Annotated in this window: 16 protein-coding genes and 1 other annotated feature; of the genes, 4 read left to right on the top strand and 12 right to left on the bottom strand. The window is 42.9% G+C overall.

The features are described from left to right. Window positions 1-47 precede the first annotated feature (47 nt). The 4 genes from pulA to thpR are packed head-to-tail and all read right to left on the bottom strand — an operon-like array spanning window position 48 to window position 4,679. Window positions 48-2,192, bottom strand: coding sequence for a type I pullulanase (gene pulA / locus ACYH0O_RS19730; protein ID WP_482630032.1), 2,145 nt, complete (start codon window positions 2,190-2,192; stop codon window positions 48-50). Beyond that, a complete protein-coding gene (locus tag ACYH0O_RS19735; RefSeq protein ID WP_482630033.1) occupies window positions 2,186-3,139 on the bottom strand; it encodes a diacylglycerol/lipid kinase family protein in 954 nt (317 codons plus the stop codon). Before ACYH0O_RS19735 ends, pulA begins: the two co-directional genes overlap by 7 nt. Continuing rightward, window positions 3,136-4,104 (bottom strand): nuclease-related domain-containing protein, encoded by a 969-nt coding sequence (locus ACYH0O_RS19740; RefSeq protein WP_482630034.1) that lies wholly within the window; start codon window positions 4,102-4,104, stop codon window positions 3,136-3,138. Before ACYH0O_RS19740 ends, ACYH0O_RS19735 begins: the two co-directional genes overlap by 4 nt. Before the next feature lie 23 nt (window positions 4,105-4,127). Beyond that, window positions 4,128-4,679: an RNA 2',3'-cyclic phosphodiesterase gene (gene thpR / locus ACYH0O_RS19745; protein ID WP_482630035.1), complete on the bottom strand. Its 552-nt coding sequence runs from the start codon at window positions 4,677-4,679 to the stop codon at window positions 4,128-4,130. A 165-nt stretch (window positions 4,680-4,844) separates the two neighbouring features. Between thpR and cysK the strand changes: the two genes are divergently transcribed. After that, window positions 4,845-5,774 carry a cysteine synthase A gene (gene cysK / locus ACYH0O_RS19750; protein ID WP_149157076.1) on the top strand — a complete coding sequence of 310 codons (930 nt, stop codon included), beginning with the start codon at window positions 4,845-4,847 and terminating at the stop codon, window positions 5,772-5,774. Between the two features lie 60 nt (window positions 5,775-5,834). Here the strand turns inward: cysK and ACYH0O_RS19755 are convergent, their stop codons facing one another. Genes ACYH0O_RS19755 through pepV form a run of 3 tightly spaced genes read right to left on the bottom strand, consistent with a single transcriptional unit; the run spans window position 5,835 to window position 8,409 of the window. Further along, the gene (locus tag ACYH0O_RS19755) at window positions 5,835-6,113 is read right to left on the bottom strand and encodes a hypothetical protein (protein ID WP_149157075.1); all 279 of its coding nucleotides are present in this window, start codon (window positions 6,111-6,113) and stop codon (window positions 5,835-5,837) included. 13 nt (window positions 6,114-6,126) lie between these two features. Continuing rightward, the gene (gene dat, locus ACYH0O_RS19760) at window positions 6,127-6,981 is read right to left on the bottom strand and encodes a D-amino-acid transaminase (RefSeq protein ID WP_482630036.1); all 855 of its coding nucleotides are present in this window, start codon (window positions 6,979-6,981) and stop codon (window positions 6,127-6,129) included. 21 nt (window positions 6,982-7,002) lie between these two features. Beyond that, the gene (pepV, locus tag ACYH0O_RS19765) at window positions 7,003-8,409 is read right to left on the bottom strand and encodes a dipeptidase PepV (protein ID WP_482630037.1); all 1,407 of its coding nucleotides are present in this window, start codon (window positions 8,407-8,409) and stop codon (window positions 7,003-7,005) included. A gap of 566 nt (window positions 8,410-8,975) precedes the next feature. On the opposite strand from pepV, the gene ACYH0O_RS19770 reads away from it, so the two are divergent. Continuing rightward, window positions 8,976-9,197, top strand: a complete 222-nt coding sequence (locus tag ACYH0O_RS19770) for a DeoR family transcriptional regulator (protein WP_113969813.1) — start codon at window positions 8,976-8,978, stop codon at window positions 9,195-9,197. Between the two features lie 244 nt (window positions 9,198-9,441). Here ACYH0O_RS19770 and ACYH0O_RS19775 read toward each other — a convergent pair whose 3' ends face one another. Continuing rightward, the gene (locus ACYH0O_RS19775; RefSeq protein WP_482630038.1) at window positions 9,442-10,161 is read right to left on the bottom strand and encodes a pseudouridine synthase; all 720 of its coding nucleotides are present in this window, start codon (window positions 10,159-10,161) and stop codon (window positions 9,442-9,444) included. 151 nt (window positions 10,162-10,312) lie between these two features. On the opposite strand from ACYH0O_RS19775, the gene ACYH0O_RS19780 reads away from it, so the two are divergent. Continuing rightward, entirely contained in the window at window positions 10,313-10,540 is a 228-nt protein-coding gene (locus ACYH0O_RS19780) for a hypothetical protein (protein ID WP_113969815.1), read from the top strand. Window positions 10,541-10,653: 113 nt separating this feature from the next. Here ACYH0O_RS19780 and ACYH0O_RS19785 read toward each other — a convergent pair whose 3' ends face one another. Further along, window positions 10,654-12,273 (bottom strand): putative polysaccharide biosynthesis protein, encoded by a 1,620-nt coding sequence (locus tag ACYH0O_RS19785; RefSeq protein ID WP_482630039.1) that lies wholly within the window; start codon window positions 12,271-12,273, stop codon window positions 10,654-10,656. A gap of 204 nt (window positions 12,274-12,477) precedes the next feature. Here ACYH0O_RS19785 and ACYH0O_RS19790 point away from each other — a divergent pair, with 204 nt between their 5' ends. Continuing rightward, window positions 12,478-13,740 carry a BaiN/RdsA family NAD(P)/FAD-dependent oxidoreductase gene (locus ACYH0O_RS19790; protein ID WP_482632620.1) on the top strand — a complete coding sequence of 421 codons (1,263 nt, stop codon included), beginning with the start codon at window positions 12,478-12,480 and terminating at the stop codon, window positions 13,738-13,740. Between the two features lie 50 nt (window positions 13,741-13,790). On the opposite strand, the gene ACYH0O_RS19795 is transcribed toward ACYH0O_RS19790, so the two are convergent. From ACYH0O_RS19795 to leuS, 3 genes are all read right to left on the bottom strand, one after another. Then, window positions 13,791-13,973, bottom strand: coding sequence for a sporulation protein Cse60 (locus ACYH0O_RS19795; protein WP_113969818.1), 183 nt, complete (start codon window positions 13,971-13,973; stop codon window positions 13,791-13,793). A gap of 333 nt (window positions 13,974-14,306) precedes the next feature. Beyond that, a complete protein-coding gene (locus ACYH0O_RS19800; RefSeq protein WP_149157069.1) occupies window positions 14,307-14,621 on the bottom strand; it encodes a rhodanese-like domain-containing protein in 315 nt (104 codons plus the stop codon). Between the two features lie 255 nt (window positions 14,622-14,876). After that, complete coding sequence (leuS, locus tag ACYH0O_RS19805; RefSeq protein ID WP_482630040.1) at window positions 14,877-17,291, bottom strand: leucine--tRNA ligase; 2,415 nt, start codon at window positions 17,289-17,291, stop codon at window positions 14,877-14,879. A gap of 86 nt (window positions 17,292-17,377) precedes the next feature. Next, window positions 17,378-17,600, bottom strand: a binding site (T-box leader). Window positions 17,601-17,692: the final 92 nt, after the last annotated feature.

Here is a 17,692-nt window from a genome sequence, read left to right on the forward strand (position 1 = left end):
TAATTTTATCGTCATCTTGCGTTTTCGTCAAGCACTGGAATGAACTGTTACCTTACAAACACATAGGAAGAGACAGGTTTAAGGGTTATGGTTGGCTCTTCAACCCCATAAAGACCGCTTACTTTCGCCCGATTTCCGTCTGACAAACAAATCCAATCTTTTCCTTCCGGGAGGGAATACTGACACTTTTTCGAATCTGAATGGAAGACCATGAAGATATCGTTCCACGGACCATACGGGTGGACATTCTGATAGCGGACCACAACAAGATTTTCAATACTATGTGAGACTTCCACATGTTCCCGGATCAGGCCGCTCTTTTGAAATCGGAAGGCACCGTGACTTTTACGGATTTGAATCAGTGCTTTCACGTATTGAACCACATCATCGAATTCTTCTCTTCTCGTCCAGTCTAATTGATTAATTCCCACAGGAGAATTGTAGCTATTTTCAATCCCCTTTTTCGTCCTGTAAAATTCCTGTCCTGCATGAATAAACGGGATCCCTTGAGATAGCAGTACCATCGTGGTTGCTAATTTATGGCGACTCATAAGGGTTCCTTCATCTTCATTTAAACAAGCTTTCATTTTATCCCAAAGGGTGTGATTATCATGGGATTCCACATAGTTGACGGATTGGGTCGGCTCTTTAAAGAGTCCTCTTTCCCCATTTTTCATCCCGACACTTCCAGTCAGGACGAGTTCCACCTTTTGTTCCAAGTGTCCGTGACCGAGGGCAAACCCTTTGTCATATAAGTTAAACGTACTTCCTTTAATGGTGTCCCGGAACCAGTCATTGAATTGACCGATCCCTTGAAGCTGATGGGCGTTACGAAGGTTGGCCTTTTGATGGGGTGGCAGGGGTGTGTTCAGGTCCCAGCCTTCTCCTATGATGATCGCTCCAGGCAAAACCTTATCCACTTCTTCACGGATTGTCGTCATCGTCTTAGTATCAAGAATTCCCATCAGGTCAAAACGGAAGCCGTCGACACCGTACTCTTTTATCCAATAAAGAATCGAGTCAACGATGAATTTCCTGGCCATCAGGCGTTCGGAAGCAAAATCATTTCCCACTCCCGTCCCATTTGAAGGTAAACCATTTTCGTCGTGACGGAAGAAATACCCGGGCACAAGCTTTTCAAAAGATGAATCCTCCCGAATGAACACGTGGTTGTAAACCACATCCAATATGACCCTGATATTTTCTTCATGAAGGCTATGAATCACGCTTTTCAGTTCATTGATCCGTTCATAGGGATCTTCAGGCTTTAAGCTGTAGCTCCCTTCCGGCGCGTTAAAGAACAAAGGATTGTATCCCCAATTGTAGCTTTTATCGGAAGGGTGATCAGTCACCCCATCGAAATCATTGACAGGAAGCAGTTCAACATGGGTGATGCCCAGCTCCTTTAAATACTGAATTCCACTACTGAATCCTTTCGGGGTAGAAGTTCCTTTTTCTGTAAAGGCACGATATTTCCCTGCGAATTTCATGCCACTTTCTTTTTGTGCTGAGAAATCACGGACATTCAATTCATAAATGACAGCATCTGCAGGTGAAGATAATGGTGCCAAGGGATTAGGTCCCTCCATACGTCCAAGGTTCACAACACATCCCCACTCACTGTCGTAGGAAACCGATTTAGCATAGGGGTCGATCAGTTCATCCCAAACCAGGTTGATACAAGTTAGAATGGTATAATTATAACGATTTACATCGGTATTCACCTTACATTCCCATACGCCGTTCCGGGTCCTTAAAAATGGGTATTGAATCAATTCATCATCAGGAGACTTGAGCTTTAATCTGACCTCAGTGGACGTCGGAGACCATACTTTAAACACGGTGCATCCCTCTTGGTATGTAACACCAAGGTCATCCCCGTCATAATAATAGCGTTGATCAAACTCTTCGGTTCTTATGACCGCTCCGATTTGCAGATCAGTCTTTGTGTTATGCTCATCGACAACTTCATAGGTTTCACCTAAGACAACCTTCTCGCTCTGAATAGTCGTGATATATTTCATGGCATCATTGAGGGGAATCTTTTCTTCAATGTGAAGAGCTATCTTTTCACTACCTTTTATGAGAGAGAAGTGACTGGAATTCCCATCATGGTAATCGTATGGAAGAATCAATGTAACCGTATTGAACGTATCTAAAAACGCATCGTAATGCCTACTAATGACTAACACTTCTGCCACCCACTTCTGTTTAACATTTTCCAACTTAATGGAAGAACATGCACCTTCAATTCATTCCCCTTCTTCAGTTCTTCAATTGTGTCTCCGTCTGCGTGCACTGGTACATCCTGACTCGATCGGATGGTCATCGTTGTTCCTGTACACGTGCTGACTTCATTGAAAGCCGTATGTTTTCCGAAGAAGACAGATAGAAAGACCAGGAGTAATTTCCACCTTGATAACCCATGGACGAGGGTCATATCGATAGATCCATCATTAGGACAAGCCTGTGGGGCGATCTTCATTCCTCCACCAAAAAAGGGTTGATTCGAAACTGTCACAAACCATACCTTGTGAAACACCTGCTCTTTTCCATCAACATCTATTGAAAGGGAAAAGGGTCTATACGTAAACGCTTCCTTACAAAGGAGGATAGGATAGATCAGTTGTCCAAGGGACCATTTGTTCAACCACTTTTTGAATGAAGAACGATTGGCCATACGGGCAATTTCCGCATCAAATCCTATCCCTATATTATTCACGAAATACCCATTTGGTCCGCTGCTCATGGTAAATTGACCTGAATCCAGGGTCACGATGTCCTCTTTTTTTAAACCTTCCTTTATTAAGGTATATGCTTGTTTTTTATCGTTAGGCCAATTATAGCCCCTTGCAAAATCATTACCACTTCCTGATGGAATATACCCTATAACGACCTTGTCAAAACCGATTGTTCCACTCACCACAGAGTTCATGGTCCCATCACCTCCTACTCCCACTACCAGGAGCCAGTCGGATGGAGATTGATTGACAACACTTGCAACAATCTTCTTCACGTCACCGGGGTGACCTGTCACAAAAATCTCATGTGGAATATCGATGGTTTGACTAAATTGATTCCACGAAGATAAGGAGTGATGATTCTTTGCTGAAGGATTCACGATAAAAATCGTCTTCATTGTTGATTCTCATCTGATCCAACAGCATGTTCTCCCCACTGAAGTCTCTTGAATGAAGTGGTCTGGCAATACTCCAAGATGGCTTGTGCCGCTTTCAACTGGACACTCTTGATCGGAGAAGAGCTTGAGCGTTGTTGCTGGAACCATTCATTGTGGAGCCGTTTGTCAAGAAACTGAATGCCCACCGGAGCCTGTGGGTAATCTATGTATCCATTTCTGCTTATCACGCCTTTATGAATAGGAAGGTCCACACCTGCATATTGAATGATTTGATGGAGTATCCCCTCCATCCTTCTTAGTCCGATTAGAGGGTTTAATACCTTCGTCTCTACATCTCCCCATTTTTTCAACCAGAATCGTTCTCCTGAACCGATGTAGGCAGTTCCCTCTTCAAATTCGAGAAAGGTTAAGCACCAGATCCCTGTTGGTGTGATAAGAATGGTTTCGAGTTCTACAGGAGCATGTTTAATTTTTAATACCGGGTTGTACATCACAAGTATGTTATCTGGAAAACGCTGAAGCAGGTAGCGTAATCGTTCGTCATAATGATAGCTGTTGTCTACATAGGATTTCTCCATGATCGTGGAGCTTGCCCATCGCAACTGAAAATCAAATACAAGGTCCAGGAAGGAAACCTTCAATTCTTCCTCCGTAGAGATATCGTGGTGTGAATCCATTTCAAATGTAATTTCTTCATCATTTGCCTGAATGGAGCTTGAGAACTCCTCTTTTTCATCTTCTTTCTTTTTAAACAGTGAAAAGAGCTTCTCTTTCATGGAGTTCTTTTCCAGTACTTGTTCTTCATCCTTAATGATCGGGGAGGCGGGAGGGAGTTCACCGTTTTCCCAATGTTGTTTCATTTTTTCCCATTGCAGCTTTTTTAATCGAACAAATTGGGAAGGATATCTATATAAATCCGTTTCGTACCTGGAAACGTAATCTTGAAGTTTAATCAGCTGTGCCATATGGATCTATCCTTTCATGACGGTCAATTTGCATGTAACGGTTTGGTGTAAATGGCTTCATACTTAGGCAGTCGATCTACGTGTGTTCGATATAACACGATTTCTCTTGCTGTGAATAAATGGATGTCGGGCGGCTGAAACGAATTCAACCATTCGGAAGTAAAAGGAAAATCTCTATTCCACTTTCGCCCTACGGTGATATGTGGACAGAAGGGTCTCTTATCTAATTGAAAGCCCGAATCTTCACACGCATCATACACACTATCCCGAACCCGTTGTAAGATTTCAGAAGGCTTAGCTCCCATCCAAAGAATTCTCGGTGAATCACTCTTTCCAAAGGTACCGTAGTGATCAAGAGTTAATGAAAATGAAGGACAATCCAGCGCGTCCACTTTATGGATCACGGGTTGAAGTTCATCCGCACTTCCCAAAAAGGCCAATGTGATGTGATAGTCCTCCGGGTGCACCCAGCTCTGAAAAGAACCCTCATCCTTCATTGGCTGCGTCCACTTATGTATACAGTGTTTCGTTTCAAGAGATAAAGAGAGTGCAAAGAAATAGTGAGCTTTCAACATATCACTCGTCCTTTCATTAGTTACTATCATTTTAGCAAAATGTGTCATGAGAGAGAATGACTAGAAGGAAATGCAATAAAAATGAAATACAAAGCTTATTTATTTGATAAGATTTATCTGAATTAGTACGATAGAAGAAGAACGTTTTCTGAAAGGAAGTTGACCATGAAAGTTGTACAAAATATAGCTGAACTGATCGGGGACACTCCCCTTGTCAAATTGAATCGACTCAATCCTGCTGACGGAGCGGATGTATATGTTAAATTGGAATTCTATAACCCAAGTAAAAGTGTGAAGGACCGTGCAGCCTTTCAAATGATCGTTGAAGCAGAAAAGGAAGGCTTATTAAAAGAAGGCTCAACCATCATAGAGCCAACAAGCGGAAACACGGGTATCGGACTTGCCATGAATGCGGCAGCAAGGGGATATCGCGCAATCCTGGTCATGCCCGATACGATGACTCAAGAGCGTATTAATCTGTTAAAAGCATACGGAGCTGAAGTAGTCTTAACACCTGGAGATGACAAAATGCCAGGAGCTATCGAAAAAGCCAAAGAATTAACAGAGCAAATTCCAAATAGCTTCATGCCGATGCAGTTTGAAAATGATGCGAATCCGGATGCCCATCGAAAAACGACGGCCCTCGAGATTGTGGAAGCCATGAAAGAAATCGGCAAGCCCTTATCTGCATTTGTTGCGACTGCCGGAACAGGCGGAACGATTACAGGAACAGGTGAAGTGTTAAGAGAGCACTATCCGGATCTCTCCGTTCATGTGGTGGAACCGGCGGGATCTCCGGTTCTTTCTGGAGGTAAGCCAGGGAAGCATAAATTAGTAGGGACGAGCCCAGGTTTTGTTCCGGATATACTGAATACCAGTGTCTACGATGAAATCCACAAAATCGAAGACGAGCATGCCTATGATATTGCCCGTAGAATGGCAAGTGAAGAAGGTATCCTGGTAGGGCCTTCATCAGGGGCTGCTTGCTATGCAGCCATTGAAGTGGCGAAGAAATTATCACCGGAAGATGTAGTCGTGTGCATTGCCTGCGATACAGGAGAAAGATATCTATCAAGTGACCTGTTTAGGTTTTAATATATCCGGACGATAACCAAATGAGGCTGCGCCCATGACGGCCCAGCCTCTTTCTTATGTTCATTTAACCTTATGATACTGCGTGATGAAATGTTCAGGAGAAGACTTAACAACAAACGTCCACACTCCTTCAATCGTGTGAAGATACAAAAAAGTATAGTAAGCTGACAATGGTTTGCTTGTCATGTCCATCACGTCCTTGATGGTGAAGCTTTTCGTAGGAGTCTCGATTCGATCCTTGTATAAATAAAGGTGCTCCTCTGTCTCTACCGTGAATTGCTGGTTGTCTTCTATTCTTCGTTCTGTCTTCATAAATGGTTGTGAACAAATCAATCTCATTTAAAGCCTCCAACTATTTTACCGGGCTTTGTTCCCTTTTTCTTTCACTAAAGAGTGCCTGCAGCTTTTTCGTTACAGAACCGGGTTCCCCATTCCCGATCACCTGTTGATCGATCTTAATGACGGGCATTACTTCTGAAGTCGTACTTGCGATGAATACTTCATCCGCTTCGAGAAGATCAGGGACAAGAAACGTCTCTTCTTGAAAAGAGATATTATTTCTTCTGCATAAATCTTCAATGACTCTTCTCGTAATACCATTGAGTATCAAGTTTGTTACGGGATGCGTGTAGATGACTTCATCTTTCACCATGAATGCATTAGAAGAGGAGCCTTCCGTTACAGTATCACCCCGATGCAAAATGGCTTCGAAATGACCTTCAGAAGCAGCTTCTTCTTTTGCCAGCAGGTTTCCGAGAAGATTCAAGCTCTTAATATCACATCTCAGCCACCTGATATCTTCGACCAGCTTAGCTGTCACACCTTGCTCCATCTGGTGAAGGGGAACAGGAAAGTCTTTCGTATAAGCAACGACACTTCCCATTACATCTTTCGAAGGAAAATGGTGCTGACGGGATGACACACCACGCGTCACTTGTAAATAAACAATCCCGTCTTTCACTTGATTGGAATCGATAAGCTCCAGAAGATGCCCAGTCAGTTCTTCTTCTGAATACGGAATGGACAGATTCATCTTTTCAGCACTTTGATAAAGTCGCTCCATATGTTCCTTCATCGTAAACGTGTTTCCGCCGTATACGCGAATCACTTCATAGATTCCATCCCCAAATTGATAACCCCGATCCTCAATATCAATCTTCGCATCGGCACGATCCATAAATTCCCCATTTACAAATACTATTTTCATTCTGCTCTCCCCTTGTCTCTCTTAAGATTCACATGCTAATTCATGGATAGCCTGTGCGTAAATAGCCGTTGCTTTCAGAAGGTCCTCTATATACATATATTCATCCTTCTGATGAGCAATATCTTCACGGCCTGGGAATAATGCCCCAAATGCTACGCCTGCCTCTAAGCTTCTGGCATAAGTCCCTCCACCGATGCTTAATAACTCGCCTCTCTCACCGGTTTGATCCTCATATACTTTTTTCAGCGTTTGAACGAGTTCATCATCTTTAGACACATGATGAGGTTTACTATCCGAGAAGTTCTCAATCGAATAGCCTTCTATCTTCTCAATGATTGCCTTTCCTTTTTCCATCTCAAATGTAACCGGATAACGCATATTTAATCCTAATCGTCCGCCTTCAGCATCTGAATAGCGCAGCTTCCCTACGTTGATGGTTAAATCTCCCGTAATATCGTCACGGTAGCTTACACCGAGTTGAATCCCTCTTGAATCTTTAAAGAAACGCTTGGTCGTGAACTCAAAGAATTCTTTTCCTTGAGAAGATAGTGGCAGCTGTGATAAGAATGCTGCTAAGTAGAGACCCGCATTCTTCCCGTTGTCAGGCTCCATTCCATGTGAAGAAACACCTTCGACTTCAAAAACAAGCTCGCCGTTTTCGATGTAATAGTTGCCTTTGATGTTTTCTTCCTTTGTGAAAATTTCAAAGTTTTGAACCCATTTTGTGTGGTCCTCTTCTACCAGCAGAACCGCTTTGGCATAGTCAGGAACCATGTTGTAGCGTCGTCCGGACTCAAAAGACAGGACCTTGATGCCCGATTGAGACGCATCCGCCGGTTTTGTTTGGACTAAATCATAGTCGGCAATCCCTTTTTCTGCATGGATGATTGGGAAGTCGGCATCAGGGGCAAACCCCATTGTAGGCATTTCTTCTTTTTTGAAATAGTGCTCTACACATCTCCAATCGCTTTCTTCATCTGTTCCAATGATCATCCGAACCCGCTTATTGAAGGTTGGGTCCAGATCCTTTACGATTTTCATGGCATAATAGGCAGCCATTGTAGGGCCCTTGTCATCGATCGCTCCACGGGCGAAAATCTTACCGTCTTTTATCTCGCCGCCATAAGGATCTAGACTCCATCCATCCCCTTCCGGCACAACATCCACATGGCAAAGAATACCGAGAAGATCATTTCCTTCCCCAAATTCTAAATGACCTGCAAGGTGGTCCACATTCTTAGGGATGAAACCGTCTTTCTCACCGAGGGTTAATAAATAGTCCAACGCTTCTTTCACGCCTCTCCCCAATGGTGCCTCCTCTGTTGCATTCTCTTCATCCAACACACTTTTAATTTGCAGGAATTGCTGCAGATCCTTAAGCAAATCGTCTTTCCGCTTCTCCACTTCATTCGTCCAATTAATACTCATTCGTATCCACCTGCTCTATATGTATTTACTTCTACTTTCATTTTATACTGTTTCATGGGGAAATCCAAACAGAGAGAATCCGTAGAATGACCCCTTGAAGTGCAGGGCTCTGTAAATCAGCGCGTGCTGGATGGTGAGGGGAACCGCTACGTTTGCAGCTAGCGTTCGGCCGAGCCGGGAATCTTGTGCCTGGAGCGAAAAGGAACGGTCCACGTTTTGTTCCTACACTCATTCTCTAGCAAAAATTAACCACTTTCTTACTTCTGGAAGTAGCATCAATCTTTATCAAAAGAGCTTTATAAGATAAAAAATACATATATTTAGCATTTTCTTCATATTCTAGGAATACAACCATCAAGTTACTACGTAAATTATTTGTAAATTTGGACAATATTTTTGAAATTTTGTAGGATTAGGAGTACAATGTAATTGTCTGACATCTTATGAGTAAACTTTATATGTAGAAAAGGGGTTGTCTAAAGCGCATAGTACATATGGTAGCACGTGAGGTGCACAAACGACGCATGTAGTCTTTGCCTTTGGAAAAATGATGAGGGAGTGGTTCTTTGAAACCTTCAACCAATCGTATGCTAACTAGAATCAAAGCTGTATACATGTACATCAATCAGAAAGGTACTGTAACAACTCAAGATCTTGTAGACGAATTTGGCATTACTCCTCGAACCATACAAAGAGATCTCAACGTGTTAGCGTATAATGACTTGGTGCAAAGCCCAAGTCGGGGTCAATGGACAACTACAGAGAAGAAAGTGAAGATGACATCGTAAACGAAAAGCGGAAGGGCTTTGCCCAGAGGCGACAAGCATAAGCCGAACCTGCCGATAAGGCGGGTTTTTGCCTTTTTGGCAGATTTGGCTTATGACCTCGAGGGACTAGCCGCTGGAGCTGGACACATAGAAAAGCGGAGGCGGCCTTGCCGCCGGAACTGTGGCAGATCGAATAACGGACTAAAATTACTATTTAAACAAAGAAACGGGGCAGCACCTTTAGCGAAAGGTGCTGCCCCGTTTTTTATTCAGGTTTGAATTCTTTTAGTAGCGTAACTTCCTCTTCAGTCAGTTCACGGTACTCACCAAGTTCTAAATCTTTATCAAGCTCAAGCGGGCCCATCGTTAAACGCTTCAGATACATGACGCGCTTCCCTACGCTTTCGAACATTCTTTTCACCTGATGAAATTTCCCTTCAGTGATCGTCAATTCAATATCAGAAGTCTGGCCTGATTTTAGAATGGTCAATTCCCCTGGCTTAGTTTCATAGCCATCATCCAACGTGACTCCACTTTTAAAGGCTTCCACGTCCTCTTCTGTTACTTCACCGTCAATCACGGCAAAATACGTTTTCGGAACATGACGCTTCGGAGAAAGGAGCTGGTGGGATAATTGACCGTCATTCGTAATGAGAAGGAATCCCTCTGTGTCCTTATCGAGTCTTCCAACCGGAAATGGATTGAATATTTGATCTTCCAATTGAAGCAAATCAATGACGGTTTCATCCTGTCCATCTTCAGTTGCTGAGATGACTCCAGGCGGCTTATTCATGAGAAGGTAGATGAATTCACGATACTCAACCTGTTCTCCGTACAACAACACTGTATCCTTCTCCGTATTGATATGTACTTTCCCATCCTTAATGACATCTCCATTGACTTGAAGACCGCCATCCTTTAATAATTTCTTTACTTCTTTCCGGCTGCCATAACCCATATTGGCAAGCATTTTATCTATTCTCACATTAATCACGCTCCGTTTATGTTGAGTTTCTTTAATATTGATTTTATTAGTGATTTGACTAGTCCATGGGCACTTACCCATTCATGTTTCTATTCTTAACATAGGCTACTAAAGGTAAGCAACTTTGATAAAAATAAATGAGGTGAAGCGTATGTATCCATATCGACAACAAGGTTCAGGTGGATTGTTGATCCCTATTCCACTTCCTGGAGGTGGCGGACAGGGATATCCAGGTTTCCCTGGTCAAGGATATGGCGGCGGCATCAATGACCGGTTAGACCGGCTTGAGAGACAATACGAGCGTCTGGACCGTAAAGTAGACCGCTTGGAACGAAAAGTAGAGCGACTTGAAAGACAGCTTGGATATTATAATAATTAGCCCTTTCCTATTACAATGATTGGTGAAAGGTGCATGACCCAATAAATAGAAGCTGGGCTCACTCGCCATTCAATAAAAAAAGGGATGATCGGCATGTATCATCCCTTTTTCCTTTACCCTATGCGAAGTTTACTGCGAATCCTCGTGATTTTATCCCCGAATAAACGATCTGCCAATTTACTTCTTAAGCTTAAGTAGAAGTAAACGAGTGCTCCCACACCACCACAGATGGCAACGAGGAGAATCGATTGGAACCCGGACTCAGGATTGAGGAATTGCACCAGAATACCATATAGCACTAATACCACTACTGCCATGACGGCATTCAGTGCTCCAATGAACATGGTTCTTCTCATAATCAGTCTGAATTGATATCTCGCGTATTTCTTGATGACATATAAATTGATTAGAATCGCTACTGTATACCCAATCACAGTGGCGATGACAGCACCTTGAGTTTCGAACAAGCGGATCAACGGTATGTTCAGAACAAGCTTAAGAAGCAATCCGACAAGCAAGCTGAAAATTGTAAATTTCTGCTCGTCAATTCCTTGAAGAATCGCTGCCGTAACAGCAAATAAAGCAAAGAGAATCGCAACAGGTGCATATGATCTTAAAATAGACGTTCCTAATTCATCGCTGTGATAGAACATTGTGTACGTCGGCTCAGCTAAAAGCGCAATTCCTAAAGCTGCCGGAACAGTAAGAAACAATAGAATTTGAAACGTTTGGTCGATGTTTCTACGCATCGTTTTCCGGTCGCCGCTTGTATAAGACGTCGTAATCAACGGGATCAGCGTCATAGAAAAGGCGGTTGCCAATGACACTGGAATGATCACAAGCTTATGAGTATAGAAGTTCAATACGGCAAAGGCATGATCGGAAACTTTCGCATTTCCAATCGCAGACATCGCAGTGTTAAAGGTAATCTGATCGACCAGTTGAAATAAAGGATTGGCAAGTCCTACAAAAATAAACGGAATCGAATAGGCGATGATTTCTTTATACATCGACCGTAATGAAACCTCTTCCTGACCGCGATCTTCCTCTAATAGCTCATCTAAATGAGGCTTTCGTTTAAACCAATACCAAATCAATGCCCCGAGACTTGCAAGCCCCCCGACAAATGCAGCAAATGTCGCTACGGAAATGGCCGTAGTCACTGATCCATCTAAGATATTTAATACAACATAAATCCCGCCTAATAAGAAAACAATCCGGACAATTTGTTCAATCACCTGGGAAACCGCCGTCGGTCCCATAGATTGATGGCCCTGGAAAAAGCCCCTGATCAAGCTCATAAACGGAATGATGATCAGTGCAAAACTTACTGCTCGAATGACGGTCGTCACCTGTGCGACCGATATCACCTGTTCATCACTCTTGATTGTCATCTCTGCGAATATAGGTGCAAATGCATACATAATGAGGAATGATACAATCCCCGTCAGCGTCATCAGCACCAAACCCGACTTAAATAGCCTTCGTCCAACGGCATATTCACCTATGGCATTATATTTTGAAACGAATTTCGATACGGCCAGCGGCACACCTGCAGTCGCTACAGTCAGAAAAATTGTATAAGGTACATAACCATATTGATAAAGGGAAGCCCCTTCTTCATGGCCTTTTAACAAATCATCAAACGGTATAACATAAAAAAGACCCAGAAACTTCGAAATAAAGGTCCCTAACGTTAAAATAAACGTCCCTCTTATTAATTTAGATGACATAGTATCCCTCTCTATATATCTTGTTGCTCATTAAACAAACAAAATAAATTCCAGCACTCAAAATTTACACACTATCAGTAGTTTACTACTGTACGAATCGAATGACAATTTTTTTCGAATGTTGTATTTAAAACCCATCCCATTTAAAATAAGGAGAAACTTCTTTTGAGAAACGAAAGAGCAAAACTAAAAGTTGGTGGAAAAATGGTAAAGAAATACGATGTGATTGTCATAGGTGGAGGACCGTCCGGATTGATGGCCAGTATCGCAGCCGGTGAAAACGGGGCGAACGTCCTTCTTGTAGATAAAGGAACGAAGCTTGGAAGAAAGCTTGCGATTTCCGGAGGCGGCCGCTGCAACGTGACCAATCGACTTCCCATAGAAGAAATCATTAAGCATATTCCAGGAAATGGACGTTTTTTATATAGTGCCTTTTCTGAGTTTAATAATGAAGATATCATCGCTTTCTTTGAGAAGCTGGGAATCCAATTAAAAGAGGAAGATCACGGCAGGATGTTCCCCGTATCGAACCGGGCTATGGATGTTGTGGAAGCCTTATTGAAGCGCATGAAGGAGTTAAAGGTGGATACCCGGACGAGCACAAGCGTGGAGGAAGTTCTGTACGAAAACGGCGAGACGGTCGGTATCCTCTTGAAAGACGGGGAAACGATTGCAGCAAGGGCTGTCGTCATAGCGGTTGGAGGCAAGTCCGTCCCCCATACCGGATCGACTGGTGATGGATATCCGTGGGCTACAAAAGCGGGGCATACGATTACTGACTTGTTCCCGACAGAGGTTCCTCTTACATCGGACGAGCCTTTTGTTAAAAAGAAAGAGCTTCAAGGACTTTCTTTGCGCAGCGTTGGTTTGAGCGTATTAAATCCTAAGGGAAAGAAAATCATCACGCATAAAATGGATATGATCTTTACCCATTTAGGAATTTCCGGACCGGCTGTTCTTCGTTGCAGTCAATACGTGGTAAAAGCCATGAAGAAATCGAACCTGACCCATGTTGCCATGCAGATTGATTCCATGCCTGATCAAAATGAAGAGCAGCTATTCCAGTCTATCCATAAACAGGTGAAAGAAGAAGGAAAGAAAGCCGCAAAGAATATATTCAAAGGATTGGTTCCTGAGAGATATCTGTTATTTTTATTAGACCGTGCGGAAATCGATCACGATGAAAAAGGAGACCATATCTCCTCAGAGAAAATCCGACAGTTTACCAAGTTGTTAAAACAATTCACCTTCAATGTGAATGGAACATTATCCATTGATAAGGCGTTTGTAACGGGCGGCGGAGTCTCCATTAAAGAAATCGAACCGAAAACGATGGCTTCGAAAAAGATGAACGGACTCTTCTTCTGTGGGGAAGTGCTTGATATCCACGGATATACTGGTGGCTATAATATTACTTCTGCCCTTGTTACCGGAAGACTTGCCGGCTTTAATGCGGCAAAAGTATAATTCAAAAAGAAAGGTTGATCCCATCTGCAGCTGCAGTACGATCAACCTCTTTATTTTCTGTAAACAACCATGGCCGAGAAACAATAAATCTGATCTTCTACTTCCTCCGACAATGCTGCTACATGATATTTAATATCCACGATTTTTTTATCTTCCAGTTTACTGAGAAAATGATTCATATCTTTCTCCAAATCTTTCTCATGCTCATAATCGAAGACCTTCACTTGAATCATAGAGATCCCTCCCCATTTCTGAATTGGTATTAGTATCGTCAGAATTTTTAATTTTCAAACAATTGATGAGGGATTTTTTATTTTGGATTGAATGTTTCGTTGAGTTTGGTATTTTTTTGATTTCGCTGATATATTTTGAATTTCGCTGATATATTGTCAATTTCGCTGATAAAATGAAAATTTCGCTGATATATCTCGAATTCCGCTGATAAATCACCTTATATTCCACATAGAACTCTGTAGGGAAGTCACTTTTCATCCATTTTCCACTATATACATGAAAAAAACACACCCATTTCAAAAAAAGGATGTGCTTCTTCACAGAAAAACCAATTATTTCTTCTCTGCTGTCTCCCCAGCCCAGTTCATCATGCCGCCTTCCATATTCACAACTTTATATCCTTGTTCCTGCATGTAGTGAGCAACATTTCCACTGCGATTTCCAGAACGGCAGATAAAGATGTACTCTTTGTCTTTATCAAATTGTTCAAGTGACTCAGGAATTTCACCCATTTTGATATGCTTCGCTCCAGGAATCATACCTTCTGCCACCTCTTCATCTTCACGAACATCCACTAAAAGCAGATCTTCACCACTCTTCAACTTTTGCTCCAACTCATCAGTCGTAATCGTTTTAATCGTATCCATTCCTCTCAACTTCCTTTCAACATTCATTCACCACAATTATACCAAAGCCCGTCTCCCAAACAAAAAAATCAGATTGAAAGAGGGACGGACCTCAATAGAATGCTGATTTAAAGCGATTTGCGATTAAAATCCGGCCCATATAGAGGTCCGTCCCTCTAAATAGAAAAGAGGGACGGACCTTGGTGAAATACAGAATCCCCAATTGATAGCATTTCCTAACAATCAGATGCATTTCAAGGTCCGTCCCTCACAATATTAGTTAGCTACGATGTTCACTAGTTTGCCTGGTACAGCAATGACTTTGCGAATGGTTTTGCCTTCGATTTGGCTTTTGATTTCATCGTTTTCCATGGCGGTTTTTTCTAGATCCTCTTTGTTCATATCGCGAGGGATCATGACTTTCGCCTTCACTTTACCGTTCACTTGAAGAACGATTTCGACTTCGTTGTCGACAAGCTTCGATTCATCGAATGTCGGCCATGCTTCGTAGGAAAGCGTTCCTTCGTGACCAAGCTTGCTCCAAAGTTCTTCTGTCATATGCGGAGCGATCGGTGCCAGCATCTTAATGAAACCTTCCACATAGTTTTTAGGAAGTGTGTCAGCTTTGTACGCATCATTGATGAATACCATCAGCTGAGAAATTCCTGTGTTGAAACGAAGCCCCTCGTAGTCCTCTGTCACTTTTTTCACGGTTTGATTATATGTTTTGTCCAGGTCACTGTTCTGTGCATCTGTCACTTTCGAGGAAAGTGTACCATCTTCCTCGACAAGCAGACGCCATACACGGTCAAGGAAGCGACGGGCTCCGTCCAGTCCGTTTGTACTCCATGCGATGGAAGCTTCCAATGGACCCATGAACATTTCATAAAGCCTCAGGGTATCTGCTCCGTGAGATTCTACCACCTCATCCGGATTGACAACATTCCCTTTTGATTTACTCATTTTTTCATTATTTTCACCCAGGATCATTCCTTGGTTGAACAGCTTTTGGAACGGCTCTTTCGTTGGCACTACGCCGATATCATAAAGGAATTTATGCCAGAAACGGGCATAAAGCAAGTGCAGGACCGCATGCTCGGCTCCTCCGATATACGTATCGACCGGCAGCCAATTTTCCATTTTCTTCGCATCGGCTAGGGCTTCTTCGTTATGTGGATCGATATAACGAATATAGTACCAGCAGCTTCCTGCCCACTGAGGCATTGTGTTTGTTTCACGGCGGCCTTTTTTACCTGTTTCAGGGTCTTCAACATTCACCCATTCACTGATGTTCGCAAGTGGAGATTCACCTGTACCGGACGGTTTGATTTCAGTCGTCTTCGGAAGGACAAGTGGAAGCTCACTTTCTGGAACAGTCGTCGTTGTGCCATCTTCCCAGTGGATGACTGGAATCGGTTCACCCCAGTAACGCTGACGGCTGAATAACCAGTCACGCAGACGGTACGTTACTTTCTTGGTTCCGATATTCTTCTCTTCCAACCAGGAAATGGCTTTTGTTATTGCCTCTTCCTTACCCATTCCATCAAGAAAATCAGAGTTCACATGATCTCCGTCACCTGTATAAGCCTCTTTCTCAACGTTACCTCCAGCGACCACTTCCACGATTGGAAGATCGAATTCCTTGGCAAACTCATAATCTCTTTCGTCATGAGCAGGAACAGCCATGATTGCACCAGAACCGTAGCTCATTAGAACGTAATCGGCAATCCAGATCGGCATTTTGCTTCCGTTAGCCGGATTGATCGCATAGGCGCCTGTGAATACACCCGTTTTTTCTTTTGCAAGATCTGTACGTTCAAGATCACTTTTTGACTTGATCTTATCGATATACTCATTCACTTTCTCACGTTGTTCATCCGTCGTAATTTTTTCAACAAATGGATGCTCAGGGGCAAGAACTGCATATGTTGCACCAAAGATCGTATCAGGACGTGTCGTGAAGACATCGAATGATTTGTCATGACCTTCGATTATAAAGTTCACTTCTGCTCCTTCAGAGCGTCCGATCCAGTTGCGTTGCATATCTTTAATACTTTCAGGCCAGTCTACATCTTCAAGGTCTTCCACAAGACGGTCGGCATAAGCGGTGATCTTCAGCATCCACTGTTTCATTGGACGGCGCTCCACAGGATGCCCTCCGCGTTCGCTCTTCCCATCAATGACTTCTTCATTGGCAAGGACCGTCCCCAGTGCCGGACACCAATTCACGGCAACCTCATCCACATAAGCCAAGCCTTTTTCATAAAGCTTGGTAAAGATCCATTGCGTCCATTTGTAGTAGCCCGGATCTGTCGTATTGACTTCGCGATCCCAATCATATGAAAAACCTAGTGATTTAATTTGACGGCGGAATGTATCGATATTTTTTTGTGTGAATTCTGCCGGGTCATTCCCTGTATCAAGGGCATACTGCTCAGCGGGTAAACCGAATGCATCCCACCCCATCGGATGAAGGACATTGTACCCTTGCATACGCTTCATGCGGGAAAGGATGTCCGTTGCTGTAAACCCTTCCGGATGTCCTACGTGAAGACCTGCGCCTGATGGATACGGGAACATATCCAGTGCGTAGAAATTGGCTTTCCCTTCATCTTCAGTCGCCTTGAACGTCTTGTTTGCTTCCCAATACTTCTGCCATTTTGTCTCAACACTTTTATGATCAAAACTCATATTGAGATCCTCCTTTAATTGTCATTCGAAAGGCAGGTGCCTTTCTTTTTTTCAAAAAAATAAAAAAACCCTCATCCCAAATAAATATTTGGGACGAGAGTTTGTATTAACATTCTCCCGCGGTACCACCCACATTAGTGTACGCGCACTCAGCTTCATTCATCCTTAACGCGGAAAACGGCAAGTCTTACTATTGGTTCACACTTGCAACTCAGCAGGCGAGTTCATGATGCTTCTGGTTGACTTTCACCACCCGTCAACTCTCTACGACAGAAATCTTTCATTACTACTCCTGATCAACGTTTCAATATAGGTAAACAATATATGTATTCACTATTTTAGTGAAAAATATACAGAAGCGCAAGCCTATTGTTTGGTTTGCGAGGGAGATTTTTGTGAAT

This window comes from Rossellomorea sp. H136 (assembly GCF_056838065.1).

What these genes read in the sequence shown, in the direction of transcription:
- ACYH0O_RS19735 (WP_482630033.1), bottom strand. Translation starts at nt 3,139, where the DNA reads ATGAAGACGATTTTTATCGTGAATCCTTCAGCAAAGAATCATCACTCC.
- ACYH0O_RS19740 (WP_482630034.1), bottom strand. Translation starts at nt 4,104, where the DNA reads ATGGCACAGCTGATTAAACTTCAAGATTACGTTTCCAGGTACGAAACG.
- thpR (WP_482630035.1), bottom strand. Translation starts at nt 4,679, where the DNA reads ATGTTGAAAGCTCACTATTTCTTTGCACTCTCTTTATCTCTTGAAACG.
- cysK (WP_149157076.1), top strand. Translation starts at nt 4,845, where the DNA reads ATGAAAGTTGTACAAAATATAGCTGAACTGATCGGGGACACTCCCCTT.
- ACYH0O_RS19755 (WP_149157075.1), bottom strand. Translation starts at nt 6,113, where the DNA reads ATGAGATTGATTTGTTCACAACCATTTATGAAGACAGAACGAAGAATA.
- dat (WP_482630036.1), bottom strand. Translation starts at nt 6,981, where the DNA reads ATGAAAATAGTATTTGTAAATGGGGAATTTATGGATCGTGCCGATGCG.
- pepV (WP_482630037.1), bottom strand. Translation starts at nt 8,409, where the DNA reads ATGAGTATTAATTGGACGAATGAAGTGGAGAAGCGGAAAGACGATTTG.
- ACYH0O_RS19780 (WP_113969815.1), top strand. Translation starts at nt 10,313, where the DNA reads ATGTATCCATATCGACAACAAGGTTCAGGTGGATTGTTGATCCCTATT.
- ACYH0O_RS19785 (WP_482630039.1), bottom strand. Translation starts at nt 12,273, where the DNA reads ATGTCATCTAAATTAATAAGAGGGACGTTTATTTTAACGTTAGGGACC.
- ACYH0O_RS19790 (WP_482632620.1), top strand. Translation starts at nt 12,478, where the DNA reads ATGGTAAAGAAATACGATGTGATTGTCATAGGTGGAGGACCGTCCGGA.
- ACYH0O_RS19795 (WP_113969818.1), bottom strand. Translation starts at nt 13,973, where the DNA reads ATGATTCAAGTGAAGGTCTTCGATTATGAGCATGAGAAAGATTTGGAG.
- ACYH0O_RS19800 (WP_149157069.1), bottom strand. Translation starts at nt 14,621, where the DNA reads ATGGATACGATTAAAACGATTACGACTGATGAGTTGGAGCAAAAGTTG.
- leuS (WP_482630040.1), bottom strand. Translation starts at nt 17,291, where the DNA reads ATGAGTTTTGATCATAAAAGTGTTGAGACAAAATGGCAGAAGTATTGG.